A 25364-nucleotide genomic window follows, 5' to 3' on the forward strand; every position below is an offset into this window, starting at 1 on the left:
TTCAGTCTTCGTGTGGTTCGAGCAACAATCTTGCGATGCGCTCCGCCGCCGCCTCGGCGCTTACCGCGGTGGTGTCGATATGGACGTCGGGGCGGTCGGGCGCCTCATACGGACTGTCGATGCCGGTGAAGTTCGCCAGCTCGCCCGCCCGCGCCTTGGCATAAAGGCCCTTGGGGTCGCGCCGTTCGGCTTCCTCGATCGGCGCGTCGACGAACACCTCGAGGAATTCGCCGGGCTCAAGCAGGTCGCGGACCATCTCGCGCTCGGCCCGGAAGGGCGAAATGAAGGCAGTGATGACGATCAGCCCGGCATCGGTCATCAGCCGCGCGACCTCGCCCACCCGGCGGATATTCTCGACCCGGTCGGCGTCGGTAAAGCCAAGGTCTCGGTTGAGCCCGTGACGGACATTATCCCCGTCGAGCAGGAAGCTGTGCCTTCCCGCCGCATGCAGTTTCTTCTCGAGCAAATTGGCGATGGTCGACTTGCCCGCCCCGCTCAGGCCCGTCAGCCACACCACGCGCGGGTGCTGCCCCTTGATCCGGGCGCGCGCCTCGCGGTCGACCGACAGTTCCTGCCAGTGGAGGTTGGCGGTCCGCCGCAGCGCGAAATTGATCATGCCGCAGGCGACCGTCGCGTGGCTTTCCTTGTCGACCAGGATGAGCCCGCCAAGCGCGCGGCTGTCTGCATAGGGCTCGAACACCAGGGGCCGGTCGGTGGACAGTTCGGCCACGCCGATCGCGTTGGGGCCAAGCGTCTTGGCCGCCAGCTTCTCGCCCGTTTCGATCCCCAGCTCATATTTGGGGCGCTGGACGAAGGCAGTGACGCTCTGACTGCCAAGCTGCAGCCAATAGCCTCGGCCCGGCAGCAGCGGCTCGTCGCCCATCCACACGAGGTTCGCCTCGAACCGGTCGGCGACGGGCGGCGGATCGCCTGCCGAAGCGATCACCGCTCCGCGCCCGCAATCGACATCGCCTGCCAGTGAAAGCGCAACCGCGCGCCCCGCTTCCGCCACCGCGACGGGCTGCTCGCCGATCCACAGTCCGGCGACCGCGCTTGCGAATCCGCCCGGCTGCACCACCACCCGGTCGCCCACGGCGATCCGGCCCGCCGCGACGGTGCCGATTGCCCGCCTGTTCTCGCCGTCCCGCAGCACGCCCTGCACCGGCAGGCGGAAGGGTCGCTCGGCGCCAAGATCATCCTGCGCCGGGATCGCTTCCAGCGCCTCGATCAGGGTCGGCCCATCATGCCAGCCCATGTTGTTCGACCGGATCACCACATTGGCGCCGGTCAGCCCCGACAGCGGCACCGCGACGGGTGCGGGCAGGCCGAGCCTCGCCGCCACCTCGGCGAAGTCGCCCGCAACCGCCTCGAACCGCGCCCGGTCGAACCCGACCAGGTCCATCTTGTTCACCGCCAGCACCAGCGCGCGCACCCCCAGCAGCGCGAGGATCGCGGCATGGCGGCGGGTCTGCGGCAGGACGCCCTTGCGCACGTCGACCAGCAGCACCGCCGCTTCCGCGACCGAGGCGCCGGTCACCATGTTGCGCGTATATTGTTCGTGCCCGGGCGTATCTCCGATGATGAAGCGCCGCCGCCCCGTCCCGAAATAGCGCCAGGCGACATCGATGGTGATGCCCTGCTCGCGCTCGTCGCTCAGCCCGTCGAGCAGGTGCGCGAAATCGGGCTCCGCGCCCAGCGCCGCAAGCTGATCGTCGCTCAGGGCCGCGCAATCGTGCAGCAGGCGGCCGATCAGCGTCGACTTGCCGTCATCGACACTCCCGCAGGTGATGAAGCGCAGCAGGTCCACGGGGCTAGAAATACCCTTCCTTCTTCTTGGCTTCCATCGACGCACTGGCCTGCCCGTCGACCTTGCGCCCGGCCCGCTCGCTGCTGCGCGCCGCGGCGACTTCCGCCACAACCTGCTCGACCGTCACCGCGTCGCTTTCGTGCGCGCCGGTCAGGGGCCAGCAGCCCATGGTCCGGAACCGCACCCGCCGCTCGACGATCGCTTCGCCCGGTTTGAGCTCGACCGCCGCCGGATCGTCGACCATCAGCAGCAGCCCGTCGCGCTCGATCGTCGGCCGCACGCCCGCGAAATAAAGCGGCACCAGCGGCACCTGTTCGCGCGCGGCATAATCCCACACGTCGCGCTCAGTCCAATTGCTCAGGGGAAACACCCGCAGGCTCTCCCCCTCGTGCAGCCGCCCGTTCAGGAGGTTCCACGGCTCGGGCCGCTGGTGCCGCGGGTCCCACCCGCCGCCGCGCCCGCGGAAGGAATAGATGCGCTCCTTGGCGCGGCTCTTCTCCTCGTCGCGTCGCCCGCCGCCGATCGCCGCGTCATACCCGCCTTCGATCAGCGCGGCGCGTAGCGGCTCGATCAGCATCGCCCGGCTGTAGCGCTCGATTCCGGTGGTAAAGGGATTGAGCCGCTCCGCCCCGCTCCGCACGATCAGCTCCGCCCCATGCGCGGCGGCCACCGCATCGCGGTGCGCGATCACCGCCGCAAAATCCCATCCGGTCGCGATGTGCAGCAGCGGAAACGGCAGCGGCCCCGGCGCGAAGGCCTTGCGGGCCAACGCCAGCATGACGCTTGAATCCTTGCCCACCGAATACATCATCACCGGCCGCCGGCAGACTGCCACCGTCTCGCGCAGGATCGCGATGCTTTCCGCTTCAAGCCGGTCGAGGTGGGTCAGCGCCATCGCCCCGCCTGATGCCGCTACCCGTGCTCTGGCGCAATGCCGCGCCCGCTTCTAAGACGGCCCTGTCCCCGGGGAGCCCACATGGGCTGAGAGTCGGCACGGTGCCGAGACCCGCTGAACCTGAACCGGCTGACACCGGCGGAGGAAGAGGAGTTTTATCTGATGGCCGATATCCCTGCGCGCACTGAACTCAAGGTCACCACCGGCCCGATCCGCGGCAGCCGCAAAATCCACGTCGGCCCGCTGAGGGTCGCGATGCGCCAGATCCACCTCGAGCCGTCGTCGGGCGAAGCGCCGGTCACCGTCTACGACCCTTCGGGCCCCTACACCGATCCCGACGCCCGCATCGACATCATGGCCGGCCTCCCCGAAGTCCGCCGCGACTGGATCCGCGGCCGCGGCGATGTCGAGGAAGTGCTGCAGCGCGAGGTCCGTCCCGAGGACAATGGCCAGCTCGGCCCCGACCGCTCGGGCGGCGTCGCGCCCTTCCCCAACGTCCGCAAGAAGGTGCTTCGCGCCAAAGCCGGCGCCAACGTCACCCAGATGCACTACGCCCGCCGCGGCATCATCACGCCCGAGATGGAATATGTCGCGATCCGCGAGAATCTCGGCCGCGAGGCTGCGCTGAACCAGGCCCGCGACGGCGAAAGCTTCGGCGCCGCCATCCCCGATTTCGTCACCCCCGAATTCGTCCGCGACGAAATCGCCCGCGGCCGCGCGATCATCCCCGCCAACATCAACCATCCCGAAGCCGAGCCGATGGCGATCGGCCGCAACTTCCTGGTCAAGATCAACGCCAACATCGGCAACTCCGCCGTCGCCTCCGACGTCGCGGCCGAGGTCGACAAGATGGTGTGGTCGATCCGCTGGGGCGCGGACACGGTGATGGACCTCTCCACCGGCCGCAACATCCACGACACCCGCGAATGGATCCTGCGCAATTCGCCCGTGCCGATCGGCACCGTCCCCATCTACCAGGCGCTGGAGAAGGTCGGCGGCATCGCCGAGGACCTCAACTGGGAAATCTTCCGCGACACCCTGATCGAGCAGGCCGAGCAGGGCGTGGATTATTTCACGATCCACGCCGGCGTTCGCCTGCCCTACGTCCCGCTGACCGCCAAGCGCGTCACCGGCATCGTCAGCCGCGGCGGCTCGATCATGGCCAAATGGTGCCTCGCCCACCACCGCGAATCGTTCCTCTACGAGCGGTTCGACGAGATCTGCGAGATCATGAAGGCCTATGACGTGTCCTTCAGCCTCGGCGACGGCCTGCGCCCCGGCTCGATCGCCGACGCGAACGACGAAGCGCAGTTCGCCGAACTCTACACCCTGGGCGAGCTCACCAAGAAGGCGTGGGAGCATGACTGCCAAGTCATGATCGAGGGCCCCGGCCACGTGCCGATGCACAAGATCAAGGAGAATATGGACAAGCAGCTCGCCGTCTGCGGCGAGGCGCCTTTCTATACCCTCGGGCCGCTCACCACCGACATCGCGCCCGGCTACGACCACATCACCAGCGGCATCGGCGCGGCGATGATCGGCTGGTTCGGCACCGCCATGCTCTGCTACGTCACGCCCAAGGAGCATCTCGGCCTCCCCGACCGCGACGACGTCAAGGTCGGGGTCGTCACCTACAAGCTCGCCGCCCACGCCGCCGACCTCGCCAAGGGCCACCCCGCCGCCAAGGTCCGCGACGACGCCCTCAGCCGCGCCCGCTTCGAATTCCGCTGGCGCGACCAGTTCAACCTCAGCCTCGATCCCGACACGGCCGAGGAATATCACGACCAGACGCTCCCGGCCGAAGGCGCCAAGACCGCCCACTTCTGTTCGATGTGCGGCCCCAAGTTCTGCTCGATGAAGATCACCCAGGAAGTGCGCGATTTCGCCGCCAAGCAGAACGCCCCGCTCGAAAACAGCATCGCGGTCGAGGAAGCCGAAAAGGGCATGGCCGAAATGAGCCAGCGCTACCGCGAAGGCGGCAACGAACTCTACATCGGTTCGAACGGCCGCGAACACGACTGATCCAGCCAAGGTCAGCGCCCATGCACGATTACCTCCTCTTCGTGGCGATCGTGCTGGGCGCCAACCTGATGCCGGCCTTCGGTCCGCCGACCTGGTCGCTGATCGTCCTGACCATGCTCAATACGCAGGGCTCGGCCCCGGTGCTGATCGTGCTCGGCGCGATCGCGGCGGCGAGCGGGCGGCTCCTGCTGGCCCTCGCCACCCGAAAGCTCGGGGACCGCTTCCTGTCCGAGCGCTCGCGCGCCAACCTCACCGCCGCGCGCGAGGCGCTGGAAGCGAAGAAACGCAATGGCATCCTCGCGCTCGGCCTGTTCGCCTTGTCGCCGCTTCCGTCCGCCCAATTGTTCGAAGCCGCCGGCCTGGCTCGTGTCCGGCTGATCCCCTTCACCCTCGCCTTCTTCGCCGGCCGGCTCGTCAGCTATTCGATCTACGCCGCCGCTACCGATGGCCTGCGCGCCACCAGCCTTGGCGACACCTTCAAGCGCGAACTGACCAGCCCGCTCGGCATCGCGCTGCAGGTCGGCATGATCCTCGCCATCGTGCTGCTGATGCGGGTCGACTGGGCCAAGCGCCTCGGCCGAACCCCTGCCGCAAAGTCGCCCCGTCCCTGACCCTCAGGCAACCGACCGTTCAGGCGAGGTCCTTGCGGAGGGGCCTAGCGTCTTCCGCATCGCAGTCGACAACGGAGACTTTGCCATGAACAAGCGTCTGATCATCGCCGCCGCCACCCTTGCCACTGGCCTTGCCGCCGCCAGCCCGGCCGCTGCCCAGCAGTGGCGCTGGAACGAGGGCAACTGGCGCACCATCGGCACCACGCGGGTCGTTGGCCGCGACAATGTTGTCGTGCAGCTTCCCGGCGTGACGCGTCAGCGCGAGATCCGCGTCTGCGCGCTGAATGCCCCGCTGCGCCTGCGCGATCTCGACGTCCGCTTCGCCAATGGCGGCCGCCAGGACCTGAACACCCGAGCGGTGCTTGATGCCGGGACCTGCACCCGCGCCATCGACCTTCGCGGCAATCGCCGCGACGTGACCGCCGTCCACCTCCGCTATGAGCCGGTCGCCCTGCGCGCCGCCCGCCCGGTGGTCCGCGTCCAGGTTCGCTAAAGAAGAAAGTTCGGGCCCCCGTCGCATCGCGGGGGCCCGAACTTATCGCTTGGCGAGCGAGGCGATCGCCTTCGCCACCGCCGCTTTGCCCTTGTCCACGCCCTGCACGGCATGCAGCCGGTACAGCACCGAATAGCGCTCCCCGCCCTTCAGCGCCGCAAAGGCCGCCTTGGCCGCCGGGTCCCCCTCCAGCGCCGCCCTCAGGTCCTCCGGCACTTCCATCCGGCTCGCCGGCGGATAGGCGGCGTCCCACCGGCCGTCCGCCTTCGCCGCCTCGATCTGCGTCAATCCGCCCGGCCGCACCTTGCCCGCTTCGAGCAGCGCCGCGGCCCGCTCGACATTGATCAGGCTCCATTTCGATTTCGGCCGCCGCGGGGTGTAGCGGACGAGGTAATAATCCTCGTCGAAACGATTGATCAGCCCGTCGATCCAGCCAAAGCACAGGCCGACATCGATCGCCTCGCTGACCGAAACCGATCGCACTCCGCGGTCCTTCTTGGCGATCTTGAGCCAGATGCCCTTGTGCGCCGGGCCAGCGTCGGCCGGCTGATCGTCCAGCCACGCCTCGAGCGCCGCCGCATCCTCGAAATGCAGGATCGGAAGCCCGCCGCGCTCGGTCTCCGCGCTCACCTTCCTTAGCGCACCTCGACGCCGCGCCAGAAGGCTACCCGGCCCGCAATCTCCTTCGCCGCGTCCTTGGGCTCCGGATAATACCAGGCCGCGTCGCGGTTCTCCGCGCCGTCCACCGCCAGCGTATAATAATGGGCGGTACCCTTCCACGGGCAGACGGTGGTCGTCGCGCTGTCGCGCAGCACCTCGTCCTTCACCGATTCGCGCGGGAAATAGGCATTGCCCTCCACCGTCACGATGTCGTCGCTCGTCGCGATCAGCGTGTCGTTCCACCAGGCTTCGGCCATGCTCATCTCTCTCCTGCGCCGCTTCGACGGGAATCACCGCGATCACGGACCCGTCAGCTTTTGTGCTGCCTACCATCATCCGCCGCCAAGCCTAAGCTCATCGGGCCGAATCGCTCTGACTTGAATGAGGTGACCCATGGGGAGCATCCGCAGGCTTTGGGACTGATGACAGCGGAAGGGGTGGCGCAACGCCGGCCCTTTCCACGCCTCCAGGCGCCCCCGTCGATAGGCAGGAATGCGTAATTGCAAATGCGAAGCGATCCGGGGACTCTAAGGCCCGCGTCGGCGCGCGCCGTTCTCGCCTGAAGACCGCGGGGCTTAAGCCCGCAACCGCTCGCTGAGGGCTTGTCCGCGCCGCGCCAGGTCGGCGACATCGCGCTCGTCGATCTCCACCGCGAATTTCAGGCCCGCTTCGCGTCCTTCGCGCCAGCGGACTTCGCCCTGCGCGCCGGCGCCCCCCCAGTTCAGCGTGACGCTCGCACCCGCGACCACCAGAGCGGTGCCGCAGTCGATCTTCGCCCCGCCTGCCGACAGGTCGAGGATCTGCACCGAATAACGCCGTCCGCCGATCACCAGGAATGCCGGCAGCGCGACCTGCACGCGCCGGTGCTGGCGCTGCGCGGCATACGGGTCCGGCTCGGGCGCGGCGCGTACGGCGAGGGTCATCGGCGGTCCATCTCGCGGCCGTTGTATCGGCCAACCTGCTTCCAAGAGGTAAAGCCGGCGCGCGGTCTGGCACGAAAAAAGCGACCGTCACGCAACTAAGTGATACGTCTCCGGCGTGGCGACGCCCTTTGCGACCTTGCTTCGATTGGCGATGACCTCGCTCCTGGCCGCAGCCGGCGGGGGCGCCGTCGCGGGGGCGATCGTCCTCCTCTTCTCGCACGCCTGGCCGGCGATCACCGGGTTGCACGACCTCGCCATGGCAATGCTCGGCGTGCCGCTGTTCGCCCTTTTCGCCGCGATGATGGGGGCGGCCATGGGCGTATTCATCGCCGGGCCGTGGGTCGCGCTTGCCGGGACCCTCATGCTGGTCGCCAGCGCTCGCCTCGGCCTCAGTTCGCCCGTTCCCTGGCTCGGCGCCGGCTTGCTCGGAGGGCTCTGCCTTGCGCGGCTCACTCCTTTCTCGATGGTCATCCTCGACGAATATGGCCCGAACTTCTCGCTCGTCGGCGGTGCGCTCGGCGGCGTCGCCGCGGCCTGGCTGTTTCGCAGGTGCTGGCTGCTCCTCACGGGGGCGGAGCCTGGCGACGTCCCGGGCTTCTGACCCGGCCTCGCCGCGTCACGCCTCTTCCAATGTAGGATTTTGCATGATCTACGCTGGTCGATGCGCCCGTCCCCTCCCCCGACCCGCCCCTGCTGGACCGCGGCGAATCAGTGCCTGTTCCTCCACTGGCTGGAACGCACGCGCTCGGCGACGCGGGCCGCCGACAAGGTCGGGCTCAGCCGGGAAAGCGCCTATCGCCTGCGGGCGCGCGATCCGGACGGGCTGTTCGCGCTACTGTGGAACGACATCATGGCGCGCCCGCTCCGCCGCGCGGCCGGTCACAGGGTGACAACTTCGCCGTGACCTGACATCACCGCCCGATTCCTCGGAACGGACGGTCCGGGATGGTCACGCTGGGGTACCGGGACCGCGTCGCTCTCGTGACCCTCTGGAACCCAGCCGCCCCGCCCGCACTTGTGCCACCAATCGCCAGAGCAGGAGCAAGCAACATGGCCAAGGGTCAGGTCAAATCGAACAAGGAAACCCGCAAGCCCAAGGCGAAGAAGGAAAAGACGATCGCCGCCAATCCTTCGACCAAGGGCAGCCCCAAGCGCGAGGACTGATCCTCGCTCGTTACTTCTTCCCGGCCTTGATCGCCTGCACCGCCGCCAGCGTCTGGGCGACATGCTCCTTCCAGCTGAGGTCGGAGTGGACAAAGGTCACCCGGCCGTCGGGCGCGATGACGTAGGACGTGCGGTTGCTCATCGGACGCGACGGCAGCGACACGTCATAGGCCTTGATCAGGTCGGCCGGGGCGGTGGCGACGGGGAACTGCCCGCGGCACGCCTCGACGCTGAACTTCTTCAAGGTGTCGAGGTCGTCGGCGCTCATGCCCACCACCCGGGCGCCGGCCTTGCGGAATTCGGGCGTCGCGTCGCTGAAGGCCTTGGCTTCCAGCGTGCAGCCCTCGGTGAACGCCTTGGGATAGAAATACAGCACCACCGGCCCGTGGCGCAGCTGCTCCTTCAGGTGGAGATTGAACGGCTTGCCGTTGAGCGCCCCCATGGTGGTGAAGTCGGGCGCCTTGGCCCCGACCGGAAGCGCGGCGCTGGCCGGCACCGCAAGGGTGATGGCGAAAAGGGCGGCGGCGGCGGTAGCGGCGAGCAGGTGGCGCATCGGGAGAGACTCCTTGGGGGCGTAAGGCCGGATGGCCGTCAGTCTACGGCAGGGGTGGCAGGCCCGTCCATGCCGCCGCCATCCGGGAAAAGGACCTGGTCGCGGTGGCGCGGGACCAGCGTCCGGAAGAAGGCCCAGGCCGGCTCGAGGTCCTTGTCGGGATCACCCGTCGGCATGATCGGCGCGCCGAAGATCGCGCGCTTGCGGGGATAATCGGGTCCGGCCGGGACGATCGGCACCCCGGCGGCAAGCGCGATCCGGTAAAAGCCCATCCGCCACTCGGCGGTTGGCTGGCGGGTCCCCTCGGGCGCGATGACCAGCAGCATCCGCTCGGCCTCGGCGAACCGCCCCGTCACCTGCGCGACAAGGTCGTTGCGGACCGACCGCTCGACCGGGATTCCGCCAAGGCCCTTCATGAACCGGGCCATCGGCCCCCACTGGAACAGGCTCGCCTTGCCGATGTAGCTCGCCTCGACCCCCAGCGCCTCCATCGCCCCGACGAAGACCAGGAAGTCCCAGTTGCTGGTGTGCGGTCCGCCCATGATCACCGCCTTGTGCGGCAACGGAAGCACCCCTGCGCAGCGCCAGCCGCCGCCGGTGAACCAGCGCACGAAGCGGCGCTTCACCCAGGCGGCGAGCGGAGACAGGTCTGGAGTGGATGTCGGCACGGCTGCGCAACCAACAGGCTTACGGCGTGCAAGGCAAGCGCAACCGGGTGCGGCTTTGCTTCAAGGGTCAGCGGATCATCGCGCCAACCGTCGGCTGATCGCGACCGGAAAGGACAAGGCCGCCCCACGAACGGGAGCGGCCTTGCCTTGTAGGAATTACTGCTTCTGGGCGCTGTTGCCCGACACCGTGTCGTCGGCGCTGTTGCCGTCGAGATCGGCGCTGGTGCGCGTCGCGTCGGCCTTTTCCTCACCCTTTTCGCGAACCATGTCGGCCTGGTTCTCGAGCGAGTCTTCACGCGCTTCGGTGGTCGCGTTGTCGGCCGCTTCCTCGAGGTTGTCGGCAGTGGCTTCGGCATTGGCCTCGATGTTGTCGGCCTTCTGTTCCTGCGGGGTGTTGTTGCAGGCGGCCAGTGCGGCAATGCCGGCGGCGACCATGGTCAGCTTCAGTTTGTTCATCGGAGCGTTCCCTGAATTATGAAGAGCGAAACGGGCGCCGGATCAAGCGATCACGGCGCCCGGGATGCGTGCTCATCCAGGGGAGCTAAGCGCACCGCCAACCTTTCCGTTCCCGGAACGACCAACATTTCTCAGTCGGCGAGCAACTGCAGCGTCCGCTTGTCCCGCTCACCCCCATAGAAGGCGTCGAGCGCGGCGCCAAATTCCGGCCCGCCGCCGACTGCTTCGAACAGGGTCAGGGTCGAGTGGAGCTTGATCCCGTCGACCACGCCCATGATCTCGCCAGCCGTCTTTTGGCCGGCGTGAAGCAGCAGGGCCGAGACGCATTCGCGCAGTCGCTGGCCGAGGATCGGATGATGGAGATAGGCCCGCGCCTCGCCCATGCCTTCCAGCCCGTAGCGATCCGCCATGATGCTGTGCCCAAGCCCGCGAAGCTGGGGCAGGACGAACCACATCCAGTGGGTGCGCTTCTGTCCCGCGCGAAGCTCCGCAAGGGCGAGGTCGTAGACACCGCCCTGCGCCGCAATGAACCGCGCGAGGCTCAGCCGGTAAGGGCTGGCACGATCCACATGACTGACATCGCGACGATGATCAGCACGAGCGAGATTGCCAATATCCACCGAACCACCCCTTCCTGGCGCGCTCCGGTCACCTGCTCGGCGCTGTAGTGACGATCGTCCGCACTCATGTCGGCTCTCCCTTCGTGAAATAACGAAGACATTAGCATCATACGTCAAACGCGCCTGACGGGCCAGCGGGCCCATCACGGGACAAAGGGCAGGAGCTTGTGCCCGCCCAAACGTTATGGCGGACACCGCCAACAGCATGGGAAAGCTCGCCTAACATGCCCACTCTCTTCATCACCGGCGCCAATCGCGGCCTCGGACTCGAATTCGTCCGGCAGTATCGCGCCAATGGCTGGGACGTGATCGCGACCGTCCGCGAAAGCGCTCCCGAGCTCGAGTCGCTGGGTGCCGACGTCCGCATGCTGGACCTTGGCGATGCCGCCGCGATCAGCGCCACGCGTGCCGGGCGCCCGGTCGACCTCCTGATTGCCAATGCCGGCACCTACGGCCCGCGCGACGCCCACGATGCGCAGGGTGCCGCCGAATGGCTCGATACCTTCGCGGTGAATACCGTCGCACCCTATCTGCTGGCGCAAGCCCTGCTGCCCGAGGTGCGTGCCGCGCGCGGCAAGCTGATCGTCGTCAGCACGCGGATGGGATCGCTCGAGGACAACAGCTCAGGGGGTTTCCTCGCCTATCGCACCAGCAAGACCGCGCTCAACATGGCGTGGCGCACGTTGGCGCTGGCCAATCCCGACCTCGTCTGCGTCCCGCTCCACCCCGGCTGGGTCCAGACCCGCATGGGCGGCCAGAATGCGCCCGTCATGCCGGAGCAGAGCATCGCCGGGATGAAGCAGGTGATCGATGGCCTGACCGCCGAACAATCGGGCCAATTCTTTGATTATGAGGGGCACAGCGTCCCCTGGTAAGGTGGCAAGGACTTGCCATCGGGATGCCCGCCCGCTAAGCGCGCCTCCTTTCCAGATCGTTGGAAAAACCACCCGGCCGGCCAGTGAGGGCTGCCGTGTCAGGTGTGAAACGTCGCCCGCTTGCGGGCTACAAGGAGACGAAAAATGCCCAAGCTCAAGACCAAGAGCGGCGTGAAGAAGCGCTTCAAGCTCACCGCGACCGGCAAGATCAAGCACGGAGTCGCCGGCAAGCGCCACCGCCTGATCAGCCACAATGCCAAGTACATCCGCCAGAACCGTGGCACCGAAGTCCTCGCCGTCGCCGATACGGCGCGCGTGAAGCTTTGGGCCCCTTACGGTCTCAACTAAGGAGTATTTGAGCAATGGCACGCGTCAAAAGGGGTGTAACCACCCGCGCCAAGCACAAGCGCATCCTTGAGCAGGCGAAGGGCTATTACGGCCGTCGCAAGAATACCATCCGCATTGCCCGCCAGGCAGTCGAAAAGGCAGGCCAGTACGCCTACCGCGACCGCAAGGTTAAGAAGCGGAGCTTCCGCGCCCTGTGGATCCAGCGCATCAACGCCGCGGTTCGCGCCGAAAACCTGACCTACGGTCAGTTCATGCACGCGCTGAAGCTCACCGGCATCGACCTCGACCGCAAGGTCCTGGCCGACATGGCGATGCACGAAGGCGCCGCGTTCAGCGCGCTGATCGCGCAGGCCAAGAATGCGCTTCCCAATGGTGGTGATCGCTCGGCCCAGGCCGCCGCGTAAGCTTACCGCTTCGGTGAAGAAATAAGGGCGCTCCGGGCAACCGGGGCGCCTTTTTCCTATGGGTCAGGGCGCGACTGGTTCCCGTTCGAGCGCGGCGCGGTCCCATTGCGCAAGATCGGCCTCGGCGGCGTAGGTTTGCTCAAGGAACGCCAGCAGGATCGCCGCGGGGTCGGCCGCCGCGCGCACCTCGGCATAGGGAAGCACGAATTCGCCGAGCGCCGGGTCGAACCGGCCGTGGCTCACTGCCGCCTCGGCGAAGCCGGCGGGCGAGGGATAGGCATAGCTGTAGAAGATCGGGTCTGCGCCGGCCGCTCCGCCCGGCCAGAAGCCCGCGCTCGACACTTCGTGGCTATAGGCCTCGCGGGTTATACGGTCGGGAAGGCCGGGGACGCCGCCGCCGTGCACGGGCGCAAGCCGGCCGGAAAAGCGCGTCACCGCGAGGTCAAAGCTGCCCCACCAGAAATGCACCGGGCTGACCTTGCCGGCAAAGCCCGCACGGAAGGTCTCGAATACGGGCACCACCACGCGCAACGCCTCGCGCAGCCGCACGGCGCTATCCTCGCGATAGTCTGCGGGACCATGGTCCCGGGCAAAGGGCAGCGCGTCGGGCAGTTCGTTGGGACGCCCGTGAAAATCTCTCGGCAGGCCGTTGCAGTCGAGCATGGCGATCAGCCCGGCGTGGAGGCTGGCGATGCTCGGCTGCGCAAGCGGGAGCGAATCGCGGCGCCCGTCGCTCACCAGAAGGTGGATGCGGTGGTCGCAAAGGTCGAGCGAGAGGGAGAAGCGCCCGCCCGGCGCCGCGATCGGAGGCATGGCGAGGCCATTGGCGGAGGGCTGCAGCGCCACGTGCCAGCCGTGATTGACCCAATCGGCGTGCCGCACCCGCAGCTTGCCCAGCATTTGGGCAGCAAGATGCAGCACACGCCACGTCCCCGCGTCGCGCGCGGGATCGAGTTCAGGCCACCTCACCCGCGCTCCTTCACGCGGTGGCGATAGGCGTGGAGCAGCGGCTCGGTATAGCCGCTCGGCTGGGTCATCCCCTCGAACACCAGCGCGCGGGCCGCTTCGAAGGCGAGGCTCGCCTCCGGATCGGGCGCCATCGGCCGGTACAGCGGATCGCCCGCATTCTGGGCATCGACCTTGGCCGCCATCCGCCGCAGCGATTGTTCGACCTGATCCGCCGTGCACACCCCGTGCAACAGCCAGTTCGCAAGGTGCTGGGAACTGATTCGCAGCGTCGCGCGGTCCTCCATCAGGCCGATGTCGTGGATGTCGGGAACCTTGGAACAGCCGACCCCCTGGTCCACCCAGCGAACGACATAGCCGAGGATGCCTTGGCAATTATTGTCGAGTTCCTCGGCAATCTCCTGCTCGGACCAGTTGGTGCCGGGGGCAAGCGGGATGGTGAGGAGGTCGCCCAGCGGCGGCGTCGGCTGGTGGCGCAGTTCCTCCTGCCGTTCGAACACGTCGACCTGATGATAATGCATGGCGTGAAGCGTCGCTGCGGTCGGGCTTGGCACCCAGGCGGTATTGGCGCCGGCCTGCGGGTGACCCACCTTTTGCGCCAGCATGTCCTCCATCCGGTCGGGCGCGGCCCACATGCCCTTGCCGATCTGCGCCTTGCCGCCGAGCCCGCAGGCGAGCCCGATCGCGACGTTGCGGGCTTCATAGGCCTTGATCCACGCGCTTTCCTTCATGCCGGTTTTGCGGACCATTGCGCCGGCCTGCATCGCGGTGTGGATCTCGTCCCCGGTGCGATCGAGGAAGCCGGTGTTGATGAACATGATCCGGTCACGGACCGCGTGGATCGTCGCAGCGAGGTTGGCCGACGTGCGCCGCTCCTCGTCCATCACCCCGACCTTGATCGTGTTCCGCTCCAGCGCCAACAGGTCTTCGACGGCATCGAACAGGTCGTTGGTGAAGGCCGCTTCCTCGGGCCCGTGCATCTTGGGTTTGACGATGTAGATGGACCCGGCGCGGCTGTTGCGATGCCGGCCAAGGCCGCGCAGGTCGTAGAGCGCGATGAGGCTAGTCACGATGGCATCGAGGATGCCTTCGGGCGCCTCACCGCCGCCGGGCAGGTGCACCGCCGGATTGGTCATCAGGTGGCCGACGTTGCGGACCAGCAGCAGGCTGCGGCCGGGCAACGCATGGCCACCGACCGAGCGATCCGGGTTCATCGTGCGGTCGAGCGTCCGGCCGCCCTTGTCGAAGCTGGCCTTGAGGTCGCCGCGCATCAGGCCAAGCCAGTTGCGATAGGCCGCCACCTTGTCCTCGGCATCCACCGCCGCGACGCTGTCCTCGAGATCGCAGATAGTGCTGAGCGCACTTTCGAGGATCACGTCGGCAAGGCCGAGCGGATGGTCACGCCCGATTGGATGGCCGGGATCGATCACCAGTTCGATATGCAGCCCGTGGTGCGCGAACAGCAGCCGGCCGTCTTCGCGCGCGACCAGTTGCGGGTGCTCGTCACCCCGCGCCGCCTCTTCCCAGCCGGGAAGCGCGGCATCGAGGAAGCGTTTGGCAAAGGCGACGACCTTGGCCCCGCGCGCCTTGTCATAGGCCCCACCCGGCGGCGTGCTGCCCATCGCGTCGGTGCCATAGAGCGCGTCGTACAGGCTGCCCCACCGCGCATTGGCGGCGTTGAGGAGGAAACGGGCGTTGAGGATCGGCACCACCAATTGCGGGCCGGCCATGGTCGCGATCTCGGGATCTAGGTTGCGGGTGCCGATGGCGAAGGCGGCCGGCTCCTCGACAAGGTAGCCGATGCTGCGAAGGAATTGCTCATAGGCGGCCGGATCGATGGGCTTGCCGCGGTGCTGGCGGTGCCAGTCGTCGATCCGGGCCTGAAGCTCGTCGCGCTTCTTGAGCAGCGCTGCGTTGCGCGGGGCAAATTCCCGAAAGATGGCGTCGACGCCGTTCCAGAAGGGCGCCGCCTCGATGTTCAGGCCGGGGAGCACCTCGTCATCGATGAAGCTGGCGAGAAGCGGATCGACGGTGATGCGAGCGTCGGCGGGGGATGCAGTCATGGGACGCAGGACTTCCTTTTGATCACGAAGAACGGCGGCCCGGGATTAACCCGGGCCGCCGCGCTGGGGAACCTTCAGTGGTGGCCGATCAAGCGGCGAACTGGTTCATCGTATTGTTGGCGCCGCCGGCCTTCAGCGCCGCCTCGCCGGCGAAATATTCCTTGTGGTCGTCACCGATGTCGGAGCCCGACATGTTCTGGTGCTTCACACAGGCGATCCCCTGCCGGATCTCCTCGCGCTGCACGTTCTTGACGTAGCCGAGCATGCCCGCATCGCCGAAATACTCACGCGCCAGATTGTCGGTCGACAGCGCCGCGGTGTGATAGGTCGGCAACGTGATGAGGTGATGGAAGATCCCGGCCCGCGCCGCCGCATCGCGCTGGAAGGTGCGGATCCGCTCATCGGCTTCCTGCGCGAGATCGGTCGCGTCGTAATCGACGCTCATCAGCCTGGCCCGGTCGAAGGCGGACACATCGCGCCCTTCCTGCGCCCAGGCGTCATAGACCTGCTGGCGGAAGTTCAGCGTCCAGTTGAACGACGGCGAATTGTTGTAGGCGAGCTTCGCGTTCGGAATGACCTCGCGGATGCGGTCCATCATTCCGGCAATCTGCGAGATGTGCGGCTTCTCGGTCTCGATCCAGATCAGGTCGGCGCCGTTCTGGAGCGAGGTAATGCAATCGAGGACACAGCGATCCTCGCCGGTGCCCGGACGGAACTGGAACAGCCCCGACGGCAGCCGCTTGGGCCGCATCAGCTTTCCGTTGCGGTTGATCAGGATATCGCCATTGGCCTGGCTGACGTCCTGCAGCTCCTCGCAATCGAGGAAGGCATTATACTGGTCGCCGATGTCGCCGGCTTCCTTGCTGACGGCGAACTGCTTGGTAAGACCCGCGCCCAGCGAGTCGGTGCGGGCGACGATGATGCCGTCGTCGACACCAAGCTCGAGGAAGGCGTAGCGGACGGCGCGAAGCTTGGCGACGAAGTCGTCATGCGGGACAGTGACCTTGCCGTCCTGGTGGCCGCACTGCTTCTCGTCGGAAACCTGGTTCTCGATCTGGATCGCGCAGGCGCCCGCTTCGATCATCATCTTGGCGAGGAGGTAGGTCGCCTCGGCGTTGCCGAAGCCCGCGTCGATGTCTGCGATGATCGGAACGACATGCGTTTCGAACCCGTCGATGGCGTTCAGCAAGCGCTGTTCCTCGACTTCGTTGCGGGCGTCACGCGCCTTGTCGAGTTCGCGGAACAGGCCGCTGAGTTCGCGGGCATCGGCCTGGCGGAGGAAGGTGTAGATTTCCTCGATCAGGGCCGGGACCGAAGTTTTCTCGTGCATCGACTGGTCGGGCAGCGGCCCGAATTGCGAGCGCAACGCGGCGATCATCCAACCCGAAAGATAGAGGTAGCGCCCCTTGGTCGTCCCGAAATGCTTCTTCACCGCGATCATCTTCTGCTGCGCGATGAATCCGTGCCAGCAACCGAGCGACTGGGTGTAGGCGGCCGGGTCGGCGTCATAGGCCGCCATGTCGCGCCGCATGATCCCCGCGGTATAACGGGCAATGTCCAGTCCGTTCTGGAATCGGTTCTGCAGCCGCATCCGGGCTACGGCTTCGGCGTCGATCCCGGTCCAGGGCGCGCCGTTGGCGCCGATCAGTTGAGCGGCAGTGCTGATTTCGGACTGGTACGACAAACAACTTCCCCTTTACTCGGCGCCGCCCTGCAGAACGACGCTCCTGTCACAACTTGTCAGATTTGCATTGGTCAGGCGCGCAGCGCGCTCGGTTCCACGGCGATGGTGTAGCGCTCGGTTGCGGCGCAATTGTCTCGGAAGGTCAGGCGCTGCCATTCCATGCGCGCCTTCAATTCGTCGCCGAACGGACCACTGACCCGCTCGGTGCCAGGTTCGATCTCGCGGAAAGCGCAGTCGCGGTATTCACCGCCGATGACCCAGAAACGCTGACCCATGATGGCCTCCGATGTGAATGTCTCTTGCTCCATGAAACATCGAAGCGGGTGAGTCGGGCGCGTCGAAAAAAGCACAGGAGTCGCGTCACGACTTGTAGACTTGTGTGATTGTTGACATTGTACAACGCATGGCGAGAAAGCTTTTCCTTGGTGCGCGCCTCAAGCGTCTTCGCCGCGAACAGGGGCTGCAGCAAACGGCCATGGCCACGCGGCTTGGCATCTCTCCGAGCTATCTCAACCACTTGGAGCGCAATCAGCGCCCGGTCACTGCGGCCATCCTGCTCCGCCTCGCCGAAAGCTTCGAGGTCGATATCCGCAGCTTCGCCAGCGAAGGCGGCGACCTGGGCTCGGCCGAACAGCTTGCCGAAGTTTTTGCCGATCCGATGTTCGCCGACCTCCAGATCGGCCGCCAGGAGATTATCGAGCTCAGCGACAACAGCCCGGCCATCGCCGAGGGTGTGAGTCGGCTCTACACCGCGCTGCGTGAGCGGCACGCCTCGCCGACGGCGATCGGGCAGGAAGGCGACGAGCGTACGCTGATCACCCCCGAGACCTGGGTCCGCGACTATATCCAGTCGCGCTCCAACCATTTTCCCGAGCTGGAGGAGGGGGCCGAAACCCTTGGCGGAGCGCTTGGCGACCCCCTGTCCGTCGCCGAGCCGCTGCGGCGGCGCCTGAAGGAGGCCTATGGCGTCTCGGTCAGCGTCGTGTCGCCCGAAGAACTGGAGGGCGCCAGCCAGATCTACGATCCGCAACGCCGCATGCTGATGCTGTCGTCGTTGTTGAGGCCAGAAAATAAGACTTTCGGAATCGCCTACCAGCTCTCGCTGCTCGAGTTTCATCCGATCATCTCCCGCCTGATCGATGCTGCCCGCCCGCCGGACCAGGGCACCCGCCACCTGCTGCACATGAGCTTCGCCAATTATGCCGCTGGGGCGATCATGATGCCTTACGGCACCTTTCTCGAGGCGGCCGAGCGCTACCGTTATTCGATCGACCGCCTGACCGCCGAATTCGGCGCCAACGTCGAGCAGGTGTCACACCGCTTCACGACGCTTGGCCGTCCCGGTGCGCGCGGCATTCCCTTCTTCATGCTGCGGATCGATCCGGCCGGAAACATTTCCAAGCGCTATGCCGGCGAGCGCTTCCCCTTTTCACGTTTCGGCGGCACCTGCCCGCGCTGGAACCTCCACGTTGCCTTCCAGTCGGCCGGCCAGGCGGTCACCCAGCTGATCGAAACTCCGGACGGCCACCGCTATTTCACGGTCGCCCGGACGATCGAACGCCCGATCCGCAGCGCGCTGTCCGGGGGACTGCTGGCGATCGGCCTCGGTTGCAGCATCGAACATGCCCACAAGCTGCATTGCGCCGAAGGGATCGACCTCGAACGCGCCCCGGTGACCCCGGTCGGCCCGGCCTGCACCATCTGCCCGCGCCTCGAATGCGCCTATCGCGCAAGCCCGCCGGCCGGGCGCCCGCTTGCCGTCCACGAACATCGCAAGACGATCTCGCCCTTCCCGTTCGTCGCCTGAGGCCTAGAGGGTGACGAAAATGGCAGCGCTCGCTACAGGCGCGGCCATGTCCGACTTTGATGCCACCTTGCAGCGGATCGCCGCTGCGCCCGATCTTTCCGCCCTTGATACGGAGCGCGTCGCAGCGCTCGGCAAGAGCGGCTGGGTGACGGCCCTCCTCAAGACCCTCGGCCAGATGAGCCCCGAGGAGCGCCAGCAGCGCGGACCCGAGATCCAGGGGCAGCGTTCGGCGGTCGCCGCGGCGATCGACGCGCGCAAGGCGGCGCTCGAGGCAGCGGAACTTGAACGCAAGCTCGCGACCGAGCGCGTCGATCTCTCGCTTCCCGCCGCCGAGCAGCCGCAGGGCAGCGTCCATCCGGTCAGCCAGGTGATGGACGAACTTGCCGAGATTTTCGCCGACTTGGGCTTCGCGGTCGCCGAAGGGCCGGAAATCGAAAGCGACTGGTATAATTTCACCGCGCTCAACATGCCTGAAACGCATCCGGCGCGGGCAATGCACGACACCTTCTATGTCGAACCGCGCGAGGGCGTCGAAGGCACGTTCGTGCTGCGCACCCACACTTCGCCGGTGCAGATCCGCGCCATGCAGCAGCATGGCGCCCCGATCCGGGTCATCGCACCGGGCCGCGTCTACCGGTCTGACAGCGACGCCACCCACACCCCGATGTTCCACCAGGTCGAAGGCCTCGTCATCGACCGCAACATCACCATGGGCCACCTCAAGTGGACCCTCGAGACCTTCCTCAAGGCCTTTTTCGAACGCGACGACATCGCGATCCGCCTGCGCCCCTCCTACTTTCCCTTCACCGAGCCGTCGGCGGAGGTCGACGTTGGCTGGTCGATGGAAAACGGCCGCCGGGTCGTCGGCGGGTCCGAAGGCTGGATGGAAGTGCTTGGCAGCGGAATGGTCCATCCGCGCGTCATTGCCGCGGCCGGGCTCGACCCCGATGAATGGCAGGGCTTTGCCTTCGGCACCGGGATCGACCGGTTGGCGATGCTCAAATATGGCATGAACGACCTGCGTCAATTCTTCGACGGCGACCTTCGCTGGCTGAAACATTATGGCTTCAGCGCGCTTGCCGTCCCCACCCTGAGCGCGGGAGTGGGCGCATGAAGTTCACTTTGTCCTGGCTCAAGGATCATCTCGATACGACGGCGTCGGTCGACGAGATCGCCGTCAAGCTCACCAGTATCGGCCTCGAGGTCGAGGGAATCGACAATCCGGCCGAAAAGCTCGCGCCCTTCGTGGTCGCCGAGGTCATCTCTGCCGAGCACCACCCGCAGGCCGACAAGCTGCAGGTCCTTCAGGTCGATGCCGGAAACGGGCCGATGCAGGTCGTGTGCGGCGCGCCCAATGCCCGCGCCGGCATGAAAGGCGTGTTCGGACCCCCTGGCGCCTACGTGCCGGGCAGCGACTTCACGCTCAAGGTGGCGGCGATCCGCGGGGTCGAGAGCAACGGCATGATGTGCTCCGAGCGTGAGCTGGAACTTGGCCAGAGTCATGATGGCATCATCGAGCTGCCGGCCGACGCGCCCGTTGGCGAAAGCTTCGCGACCTATGCGGGCCTCGAGGATCCGATATTCGACATCGCGGTCACGCCCAACCGCCCCGACTGCTTTGGCGTGCGCGGTATCGCGCGCGATCTTGCCGCCGCGGGGCTCGGTACGCTGCGCGAGCGGGCCGTCCGGCCTCTGGAGCGCGAAGGTGCCAATCCGGTCTCGATCACCATCGAGGAAGGCAGCGGCTGTGAGGCTTTCGCAGCCTGCCTGATCCGCGGCGTCAGCAACGGGCAGAGCCCCGAGTGGCTGCAGCAGCGCCTGCGCGCGGTCGGGCTTCGGCCGATCTCCGCGCTGGTGGACGTCACCAATTTCTTCTCGGTCGACCAAGCCCGTCCGCTGCACGTCTATGACGCCGCGCTGCTCAAGGGCGGCATCACCGTTCGCCGCGGCGACAACGAGCGCTTCGACGCGTTGAACGATCGCTCCTACGAGGCGACACCTGACGATTGCGTGATCGCCGATGACAGGGGCGTGCTCGGCCTTGGCGGCGTGGTCGGCGGCGTGTCGACGGGCGTCACCGAGGGCACCACCGACGTGCTTCTCGAATGCGCCTGGTTCGACCCCGTCGCAATCGCGCGCACCGGTCAGCGCCATCAGGTCCACACCGACGCCCGCGCCCGGTTCGAGCGGGGCGTCGATCCGCTGACGCTCGAGGAGATGATCGACGCTGCAACCGCGATGATCCTCGACCTGTGCGGCGGCACGCCGACCGAGCCTAGCCTTGCCACCACTGCCCGTTGGGCCGAGGTGACTGCACCGCGCAGCGTCGCCTTGCGGACCGAGCGGGTCGCAAGCCTCGCCGGCCTCGATCTTCCGGCACCCGAACAGGCACGCATCCTCGCCGCGCTCGGCTTTGCGCAGGGCGCCGACGGCTGGACGGTCCCGGGCTGGCGTCCGGACATCGACGGCGAGGCGGACCTGGTCGAGGAAGTCGCACGCGTCGCAGGCTTCGACCACCTCCCCTCAACCCCCCTGCCGCGCCTTCCGGGTGTGGCCAAGGCAGTCGCTCTTCCCAGCCAGCGCCTCGAACGCCGGGTCCGCCGCAGCGCCGCCGCCATCGGTTTCAGCGAAGCCATCACCTGGAGCTTCATCGCCGAGGGCGATGCCACGCTGTTCGGCGGCGGGGTGCACGTCCTCGCCAACCCGATCAGCGAGGAAATGAAGGTCATGCGGCCCTCGCTGCTTCCGGGCCTTGCCCGCGCCGCCGCCCGCAACCTCGCCCGCGGGGCCACCAGCATCCGCTTGTTCGAACTTGGCCGTCGCTATCTTGCCGATGCCGAGCGGCCGACGCTGTCGCTGCTCCTTTGCGGAGAGGCCAATGCGCGCGGCTGGCAAAGCGGAAAGGCGCGAGCGTTCGATCCGTTTGACGTCAAGGCGGCAGTGCTGGCGCTGCTCGGCGATGCCGGCGCACCGGTGGCCAACCTCCAGCTCGCGCAGGGCGCAGGCGAGCAGTTCCATCCCGGCCGCTCCGCTACGCTCCGGCTCGGCAAGGCGGAGCTTGCCCGCTTCGGTGAATTACACCCCGCGCTTGCCCGGGCGCTTGACCTGCCGCCCGGCACGCAGGCCGCCGACCTGTATCTCGACGCCCTTCCCGCCGCGCGCGACAAGGGCCGGGCACGCCCTGCCTTTACTCCCCCGGCGCTTCAGCCCGTCACCCGCGACTTCGCGTTCCTGGTGCCCGCCACGCTTGCCGCGGGCGATCTCGTCCGCGCCATCCGCGGGGCCGACAAGGGGCTGATCGCCGAAGTGCGGTTGTTCGATCGCTATCATCCCGACGGCGGCGACCTCAGCCTTGCGATCGAAGTGACCCTGCAGCCGACCGACAAGACGCTGACCGAGGCCGACCTTGCCGCCCTGTCGACAAAGGTGGTGGCAAGCGCGGCCAAGCTTGGAGCGCGCCTCCGGGCCTAGGCTTCCAGCGCGTTGATCGCGCGGTGGACGCGTTCCTCGATCTCGCCGCGCTTCAGCCCGGCGGGGATCGTGTCGCCGACCTTGAGGCGGATGACGCCGGGATATTTGACGAAGCCCTTGGGCCAGACCTTGCCGCTGTCGTGCGCCACCGGCACGACCGACAGGCCGAGCGCACGATAGAGGCCTGCAAAGCCCGGCCGCAGTTCGGGCGTTTCCCCGACCGGTACGCGCGTGCCCTCGGGAAAGATCACGACGGGGCGACCCTCGGCGATCGCCTGCTTGCCCCGCTGCATCATCTCGCGCAGCGCGCTGGCCCCGGCCTCGCGGTCGACCCCGATCACACCGAAGCTCCGCATGGTCGGCCCGAGCAACGGGGTGCTGACATATTGCTGCTTCATCACCACCACTGGTGTCTTGACCAGCAGCAGCGTTTCAATGGTTTCCACCATCGCCTGGTGCTTGAACGCGACCAGCACCGGGCCGTCGGGAATAACGCCGTCCATCTCGAACCTGATCCCCAGCAGGTGGGTGACTAGGAAATGGTGGAACGAGGCCCAGCCGTGGATGACCCGGCGGATCGGCCCGGGGCCGAAGCGCGCGGCGATCAGGGCCGCGACACAGTAAAGGACGGTGCCGGGATAGAAGATCAGGAAATAAAGGAGCGAACGCAACGCGGCCATGGTCTGCCTACATGTCCAGCCACAGCGCGGCGCGCCGAAGCAGATATTTGTTATACTCGGCGAAGAGCGTGAAGAGGCTCGGGCGCGAAGGCACCGCATCCTCGATGATCCGGGTTTTGGGCAAGTCGCTGCGGAATTCATAGGCCGCGCGGCGCATGTGCCAGTCGCTCGTCACCAGCCGCAGTGACTTATAGCCGCGGCGGGCCATCCAGCGCCGGCTTTCCTCGGCATTGCTGCGGGTGTCGACCGCTTCCGACCCGAGGTCGACACAGCAGCGCAATGTGGCAAGCGTGCCCGGCCCAAGCCGCCGGGCGAGGTCGGCCCGCGTAACGCTCGGGTCGGCACCCGACACCAGCAGCCGTTTGGCATCGCCGCGCTTCAGCACTTCCATGCCGCGCTCAAGCCTGCCCTTGCCGCCAGTGAGGACAACCACCGCCTCGGTTTTCTCCGCTCCAGCCGGCTTGCCGAGGAACACCGCGAACAGCACGAAGCCAAGCGCATAGGCGATGGCGAGCAGGGTCGACAGGCGAAGAGTCATGAGCCCTCGGCCAATGCCTGCTGCAAGGCCCGCCTGGCAACCAGCGTCGCAAGGACGGCTTGCACCAGCGGCAAAAGTGCGAGCAGCGCGATGCCTCCCGCCGCGACCCACGGGCCGCCGCCATATCCGCCAAGCATGCCGCGCGCAGGGATCAGCGCAGCGACCATCACCACCAGTGCGGCAAGCGCGCCCGCGGCGCTTCCCGCCAGCACATCGAGCGCGATCCGCCGCTGCACCAGCGACAGCAGTTGGGCGTCGGTCGCCCCGATCCCGTGCAGCACTTCGAGAGTCGCCCGGTTGGAATCGAGGGTCGCCCGCGCGGCCAGGGTGACGGCCCCCGCCAGGGCCGCGGCAAGGACGACGAGCAACCCGCCGACCAGGACCGCAAGCCCGCGCAAGGTCGCGAGCAGCGGTGCGAGCTCGGCCGAATAAGGAGTAAGCCGCGCCGCCGGGACTTCCCGCTGCAGCCGGGCGGCAAGACCCTTGCCGTCACTGCCCGGGGACATGCTGACCGTCGCCAGCGTCGGCAACGGCAGGTCGAGCTGCTCCGCCGCAGGTCCGAGCCATTGGCCAAGCGTGCGACGCAGCTCCGCCTCCGGGACCTTGTCGATCCGCTCGACACCCCGTGCGCCGCCGATCAGCGCTTCCGCGCGCGCCGCATCGGCCGGCGTTCCGGTCACTTGCAGCGACCAGCGACCCTCGGCCGCTTCCGACAAGTCGGCAACGGCGCCGATAACGGCCAAGCCTGCCACGCCCACCACCAGGCTGACGAAGGTCATCAGGCCGACGATCCACGGTGCCGCACGCCGGCGCTGATCGGGAAGCAGCCGCCGCATCGAGGCCGGCGGAAACAGTGCCGACCTCACGTCATCGCCCCATCGGTCGACCGCGGCGGCGGATTGCGCAGCTCCCCGGTCGGATCGCTGAGCTTGCCGTTCTCGAGCCGCATCATCCGCGCGCCGCGCACCGATCCGATCAACGACAGGTCGTGGGTCGCGACGACAACCGTGGTGCCGAGCCGGTTCAGCGCCTCGAACAGGCTGATCAGGCGGTTGGCCATGGCGGTGTCGACATTGCCGGTGGGTTCGTCCGCCACCAGCAGTTCCGGCCGTGCGATCACGGCCCGGGCGATCGCCACCCGCTGCTGCTCACCACCCGACAGGGTCGGCGGTCGCGCGCTGGCACGATCGGCAAGCCCCACCCAGGCCAGCATCTCGCGCACCGGGCCCTCGATCTCGCGGTCGTCCTGCCCGGCGATCCGCAGCGGAAGCGCGACATTGTCGAATGCCGACAGGTGCCGGACCAGCCGGAAATCCTGGAACACCACCCCGATCCGCCGCCGGAACGCCGGAAGCGCCTCGCGTGGGGCCTCGCCGACGTCCTCGCCGAACAGGCGCAGTCGCCCACGGGTCGGGCGCTGGGCGAGGTAGAGCAGCTTGAGAAGCGAGGTCTTGCCCGCGCCGGACGGGCCGGTGAGGAAATAGAATCCCCCGGGCGCCAGCCGCAGGTCGAGCCCCGCCAGCACCTCTGCGCCGGTCCCGTACCTGAGGCCCACCCCGTCGAATTCGACCAACGCGGCCAGAACCGCCCCTCCCACTAATTCACCCGTTGCCCGCGTCTAGCTTGCCAATGGATTCACGAAAAGGTTACGCAACG

Annotated in this window: 29 protein-coding genes and 1 riboswitch; of the genes, 11 read left to right on the top strand and 18 right to left on the bottom strand. The window is 67.2% G+C overall.

Features of this window, described 5'->3' with window-relative positions; genetic code table 11:
- Position 1: 1 nt before the first annotated feature.
- Both cysC and cysD read right to left on the bottom strand, forming a co-directional pair.
- Complete coding sequence (gene cysC / locus ABD729_RS02480; RefSeq protein ID WP_344708574.1) at positions 2–1807, bottom strand: adenylyl-sulfate kinase; 1806 nt, start codon at positions 1805–1807, stop codon at positions 2–4.
- Between the two features lie 4 nt (positions 1808–1811).
- Positions 1812–2702 carry a sulfate adenylyltransferase subunit CysD gene (gene cysD, locus ABD729_RS02485; RefSeq protein ID WP_344708575.1) on the bottom strand — a complete coding sequence of 297 codons (891 nt, stop codon included), beginning with the start codon at positions 2700–2702 and terminating at the stop codon, positions 1812–1814.
- Between the two features lie 59 nt (positions 2703–2761).
- Positions 2762–2867, top strand: a riboswitch (TPP riboswitch).
- Here cysD and thiC point away from each other — a divergent pair.
- From thiC to ABD729_RS02500, 3 genes are all read left to right on the top strand, one after another.
- The gene (gene thiC / locus ABD729_RS02490) at positions 2865–4724 is read left to right on the top strand and encodes a phosphomethylpyrimidine synthase ThiC (RefSeq protein ID WP_344708576.1); all 1860 of its coding nucleotides are present in this window, start codon (positions 2865–2867) and stop codon (positions 4722–4724) included. Its footprint overlaps the riboswitch before it by 3 nt.
- Before the next feature lie 20 nt (positions 4725–4744).
- On the top strand, positions 4745–5335 hold the full coding sequence (locus ABD729_RS02495) for a hypothetical protein (protein ID WP_344708577.1): 591 nt from the start codon (positions 4745–4747) through the stop codon (positions 5333–5335).
- Positions 5336–5420: 85 nt separating this feature from the next.
- A complete protein-coding gene (locus ABD729_RS02500) occupies positions 5421–5828 on the top strand; it encodes a hypothetical protein (protein ID WP_344708578.1) in 408 nt (135 codons plus the stop codon).
- Between the two features lie 42 nt (positions 5829–5870).
- On the opposite strand, the gene ABD729_RS02505 is transcribed toward ABD729_RS02500, so the two are convergent.
- The 3 genes from ABD729_RS02505 to ABD729_RS02515 all read right to left on the bottom strand — a co-directional run bounded on the left by ABD729_RS02505 (position 5871) and on the right by ABD729_RS02515 (position 7411).
- On the bottom strand, positions 5871–6458 hold the full coding sequence (locus ABD729_RS02505) for a YdeI/OmpD-associated family protein (RefSeq protein WP_344708579.1): 588 nt from the start codon (positions 6456–6458) through the stop codon (positions 5871–5873).
- Between the two features lie 5 nt (positions 6459–6463).
- On the bottom strand, positions 6464–6751 hold the full coding sequence (locus ABD729_RS02510) for a DUF427 domain-containing protein (protein WP_425564819.1): 288 nt from the start codon (positions 6749–6751) through the stop codon (positions 6464–6466).
- 312 nt (positions 6752–7063) lie between these two features.
- Positions 7064–7411, bottom strand: coding sequence for a PilZ domain-containing protein (locus ABD729_RS02515; RefSeq protein WP_344708580.1), 348 nt, complete (start codon positions 7409–7411; stop codon positions 7064–7066).
- A gap of 151 nt (positions 7412–7562) precedes the next feature.
- Between ABD729_RS02515 and ABD729_RS02520 the strand changes: the two genes are divergently transcribed.
- Both ABD729_RS02520 and ABD729_RS02525 read left to right on the top strand, forming a co-directional pair.
- Positions 7563–8012 (top strand): hypothetical protein, encoded by a 450-nt coding sequence (locus ABD729_RS02520; protein WP_344708581.1) that lies wholly within the window; start codon positions 7563–7565, stop codon positions 8010–8012.
- A gap of 60 nt (positions 8013–8072) precedes the next feature.
- Positions 8073–8315, top strand: coding sequence for a hypothetical protein (locus ABD729_RS02525; protein ID WP_344708582.1), 243 nt, complete (start codon positions 8073–8075; stop codon positions 8313–8315).
- A 270-nt stretch (positions 8316–8585) separates the two neighbouring features.
- Here the strand turns inward: ABD729_RS02525 and ABD729_RS02530 are convergent, their stop codons facing one another.
- The 5 genes from ABD729_RS02530 to ABD729_RS02550 form a co-directional block, all read right to left on the bottom strand.
- Positions 8586–9128, bottom strand: a complete 543-nt coding sequence (locus ABD729_RS02530; RefSeq protein ID WP_344708583.1) for a peroxiredoxin — start codon at positions 9126–9128, stop codon at positions 8586–8588.
- Between the two features lie 38 nt (positions 9129–9166).
- Complete coding sequence (locus tag ABD729_RS02535) at positions 9167–9796, bottom strand: 1-acyl-sn-glycerol-3-phosphate acyltransferase (protein ID WP_344708584.1); 630 nt, start codon at positions 9794–9796, stop codon at positions 9167–9169.
- Between the two features lie 156 nt (positions 9797–9952).
- Entirely contained in the window at positions 9953–10252 is a 300-nt protein-coding gene (locus tag ABD729_RS02540) for a hypothetical protein (RefSeq protein WP_344708585.1), read from the bottom strand.
- 131 nt (positions 10253–10383) lie between these two features.
- Positions 10384–10821: a DUF1810 domain-containing protein gene (locus ABD729_RS02545; RefSeq protein WP_344708586.1), complete on the bottom strand. Its 438-nt coding sequence runs from the start codon at positions 10819–10821 to the stop codon at positions 10384–10386.
- Positions 10794–10940, bottom strand: coding sequence for a hypothetical protein (locus ABD729_RS02550; protein ID WP_344708587.1), 147 nt, complete (start codon positions 10938–10940; stop codon positions 10794–10796). Before ABD729_RS02550 ends, ABD729_RS02545 begins: the two co-directional genes overlap by 28 nt.
- A gap of 156 nt (positions 10941–11096) precedes the next feature.
- Between ABD729_RS02550 and ABD729_RS02555 the strand changes: the two genes are divergently transcribed.
- The 3 genes from ABD729_RS02555 to rplT all read left to right on the top strand — a co-directional run bounded on the left by ABD729_RS02555 (position 11097) and on the right by rplT (position 12499).
- Complete coding sequence (locus ABD729_RS02555) at positions 11097–11747, top strand: SDR family oxidoreductase (RefSeq protein WP_344708588.1); 651 nt, start codon at positions 11097–11099, stop codon at positions 11745–11747.
- Positions 11748–11891: 144 nt separating this feature from the next.
- A complete protein-coding gene (gene rpmI / locus ABD729_RS02560; RefSeq protein WP_168067663.1) occupies positions 11892–12095 on the top strand; it encodes a 50S ribosomal protein L35 in 204 nt (67 codons plus the stop codon).
- 14 nt (positions 12096–12109) lie between these two features.
- Positions 12110–12499, top strand: a complete 390-nt coding sequence (rplT, locus tag ABD729_RS02565; protein WP_344708589.1) for a 50S ribosomal protein L20 — start codon at positions 12110–12112, stop codon at positions 12497–12499.
- Between the two features lie 63 nt (positions 12500–12562).
- On the opposite strand, the gene ABD729_RS02570 is transcribed toward rplT, so the two are convergent.
- The 4 genes from ABD729_RS02570 to ABD729_RS02585 all read right to left on the bottom strand — a co-directional run bounded on the left by ABD729_RS02570 (position 12563) and on the right by ABD729_RS02585 (position 17487).
- A complete protein-coding gene (locus ABD729_RS02570) occupies positions 12563–13468 on the bottom strand; it encodes a DUF5996 family protein (RefSeq protein WP_344708590.1) in 906 nt (301 codons plus the stop codon).
- On the bottom strand, positions 13465–15528 hold the full coding sequence (locus tag ABD729_RS02575; RefSeq protein ID WP_344708591.1) for a malate synthase G: 2064 nt from the start codon (positions 15526–15528) through the stop codon (positions 13465–13467). The genes ABD729_RS02570 and ABD729_RS02575 overlap by 4 nt, the downstream gene beginning before the upstream one ends.
- Before the next feature lie 88 nt (positions 15529–15616).
- A complete protein-coding gene (locus ABD729_RS02580) occupies positions 15617–17212 on the bottom strand; it encodes an isocitrate lyase (RefSeq protein WP_344708592.1) in 1596 nt (531 codons plus the stop codon).
- 71 nt (positions 17213–17283) lie between these two features.
- Positions 17284–17487 carry a DUF4170 domain-containing protein gene (locus ABD729_RS02585; protein ID WP_344708593.1) on the bottom strand — a complete coding sequence of 68 codons (204 nt, stop codon included), beginning with the start codon at positions 17485–17487 and terminating at the stop codon, positions 17284–17286.
- Between the two features lie 128 nt (positions 17488–17615).
- Here ABD729_RS02585 and ABD729_RS02590 point away from each other — a divergent pair, with 128 nt between their 5' ends.
- Genes ABD729_RS02590 through pheT form a run of 3 tightly spaced genes read left to right on the top strand, consistent with a single transcriptional unit; the run spans position 17616 to position 22490 of the window.
- The gene (locus tag ABD729_RS02590) at positions 17616–19019 is read left to right on the top strand and encodes a helix-turn-helix domain-containing protein (RefSeq protein WP_344708594.1); all 1404 of its coding nucleotides are present in this window, start codon (positions 17616–17618) and stop codon (positions 19017–19019) included.
- A gap of 46 nt (positions 19020–19065) precedes the next feature.
- Complete coding sequence (pheS, locus tag ABD729_RS02595) at positions 19066–20133, top strand: phenylalanine--tRNA ligase subunit alpha (protein WP_344708595.1); 1068 nt, start codon at positions 19066–19068, stop codon at positions 20131–20133.
- Positions 20130–22490: a phenylalanine--tRNA ligase subunit beta gene (gene pheT, locus ABD729_RS02600; protein WP_344708596.1), complete on the top strand. Its 2361-nt coding sequence runs from the start codon at positions 20130–20132 to the stop codon at positions 22488–22490. Before pheS ends, pheT begins: the two co-directional genes overlap by 4 nt.
- On the opposite strand, the gene ABD729_RS02605 is transcribed toward pheT, so the two are convergent.
- The 4 genes from ABD729_RS02605 to ftsE are packed head-to-tail and all read right to left on the bottom strand — an operon-like array spanning position 22487 to position 25290.
- Entirely contained in the window at positions 22487–23170 is a 684-nt protein-coding gene (locus ABD729_RS02605; RefSeq protein ID WP_344708597.1) for a lysophospholipid acyltransferase family protein, read from the bottom strand. The genes pheT and ABD729_RS02605 overlap by 4 nt on opposite strands.
- A gap of 7 nt (positions 23171–23177) precedes the next feature.
- A complete protein-coding gene (locus tag ABD729_RS02610; RefSeq protein ID WP_344708598.1) occupies positions 23178–23708 on the bottom strand; it encodes a YdcF family protein in 531 nt (176 codons plus the stop codon).
- The gene (locus tag ABD729_RS02615; RefSeq protein ID WP_344708599.1) at positions 23705–24574 is read right to left on the bottom strand and encodes a cell division FtsX domain-containing protein; all 870 of its coding nucleotides are present in this window, start codon (positions 24572–24574) and stop codon (positions 23705–23707) included. The genes ABD729_RS02610 and ABD729_RS02615 overlap by 4 nt, the downstream gene beginning before the upstream one ends.
- A complete protein-coding gene (ftsE, locus tag ABD729_RS02620; RefSeq protein WP_344709623.1) occupies positions 24571–25290 on the bottom strand; it encodes a cell division ATP-binding protein FtsE in 720 nt (239 codons plus the stop codon). The genes ABD729_RS02615 and ftsE overlap by 4 nt, the downstream gene beginning before the upstream one ends.
- Positions 25291–25364 lie beyond the last annotated feature (74 nt).

The organism is Sphingomonas humi (genome assembly GCF_039536725.1).
GTDB classification, from domain to species: domain Bacteria; phylum Pseudomonadota; class Alphaproteobacteria; order Sphingomonadales; family Sphingomonadaceae; genus Sphingomicrobium; species Sphingomicrobium humi.

Excerpts from the sequence above, each read along its gene's own strand:
- ABD729_RS02515 (WP_344708580.1), bottom strand. The coding sequence starts at position 7,411 with ATGACCCTCGCCGTACGCGCCGCGCCCGAGCCGGACCCGTATGCCGCG.
- ABD729_RS02500 (WP_344708578.1), top strand. The coding sequence starts at position 5,421 with ATGAACAAGCGTCTGATCATCGCCGCCGCCACCCTTGCCACTGGCCTT.
- rpmI (WP_168067663.1), top strand. The coding sequence starts at position 11,892 with ATGCCCAAGCTCAAGACCAAGAGCGGCGTGAAGAAGCGCTTCAAGCTC.
- ABD729_RS02575 (WP_344708591.1), bottom strand. The coding sequence starts at position 15,528 with ATGACTGCATCCCCCGCCGACGCTCGCATCACCGTCGATCCGCTTCTC.
- ABD729_RS02605 (WP_344708597.1), bottom strand. The coding sequence starts at position 23,170 with ATGGCCGCGTTGCGTTCGCTCCTTTATTTCCTGATCTTCTATCCCGGC.
- ABD729_RS02590 (WP_344708594.1), top strand. The coding sequence starts at position 17,616 with ATGGCGAGAAAGCTTTTCCTTGGTGCGCGCCTCAAGCGTCTTCGCCGC.
- cysD (WP_344708575.1), bottom strand. The coding sequence starts at position 2,702 with ATGGCGCTGACCCACCTCGACCGGCTTGAAGCGGAAAGCATCGCGATC.
- ABD729_RS02525 (WP_344708582.1), top strand. The coding sequence starts at position 8,073 with ATGCGCCCGTCCCCTCCCCCGACCCGCCCCTGCTGGACCGCGGCGAAT.
- pheT (WP_344708596.1), top strand. The coding sequence starts at position 20,130 with ATGAAGTTCACTTTGTCCTGGCTCAAGGATCATCTCGATACGACGGCG.
- ABD729_RS02540 (WP_344708585.1), bottom strand. The coding sequence starts at position 10,252 with ATGAACAAACTGAAGCTGACCATGGTCGCCGCCGGCATTGCCGCACTG.
- ABD729_RS02550 (WP_344708587.1), bottom strand. The coding sequence starts at position 10,940 with ATGAGTGCGGACGATCGTCACTACAGCGCCGAGCAGGTGACCGGAGCG.
- thiC (WP_344708576.1), top strand. The coding sequence starts at position 2,865 with ATGGCCGATATCCCTGCGCGCACTGAACTCAAGGTCACCACCGGCCCG.
- ABD729_RS02520 (WP_344708581.1), top strand. The coding sequence starts at position 7,563 with ATGACCTCGCTCCTGGCCGCAGCCGGCGGGGGCGCCGTCGCGGGGGCG.
- ABD729_RS02530 (WP_344708583.1), bottom strand. The coding sequence starts at position 9,128 with ATGCGCCACCTGCTCGCCGCTACCGCCGCCGCCGCCCTTTTCGCCATC.
- pheS (WP_344708595.1), top strand. The coding sequence starts at position 19,066 with ATGTCCGACTTTGATGCCACCTTGCAGCGGATCGCCGCTGCGCCCGAT.
- ABD729_RS02555 (WP_344708588.1), top strand. The coding sequence starts at position 11,097 with ATGCCCACTCTCTTCATCACCGGCGCCAATCGCGGCCTCGGACTCGAA.
- ABD729_RS02510 (WP_425564819.1), bottom strand. The coding sequence starts at position 6,751 with ATGAGCATGGCCGAAGCCTGGTGGAACGACACGCTGATCGCGACGAGC.
- rplT (WP_344708589.1), top strand. The coding sequence starts at position 12,110 with ATGGCACGCGTCAAAAGGGGTGTAACCACCCGCGCCAAGCACAAGCGC.
- ABD729_RS02495 (WP_344708577.1), top strand. The coding sequence starts at position 4,745 with ATGCACGATTACCTCCTCTTCGTGGCGATCGTGCTGGGCGCCAACCTG.
- ABD729_RS02585 (WP_344708593.1), bottom strand. The coding sequence starts at position 17,487 with ATGGGTCAGCGTTTCTGGGTCATCGGCGGTGAATACCGCGACTGCGCT.
- ABD729_RS02610 (WP_344708598.1), bottom strand. The coding sequence starts at position 23,708 with ATGACTCTTCGCCTGTCGACCCTGCTCGCCATCGCCTATGCGCTTGGC.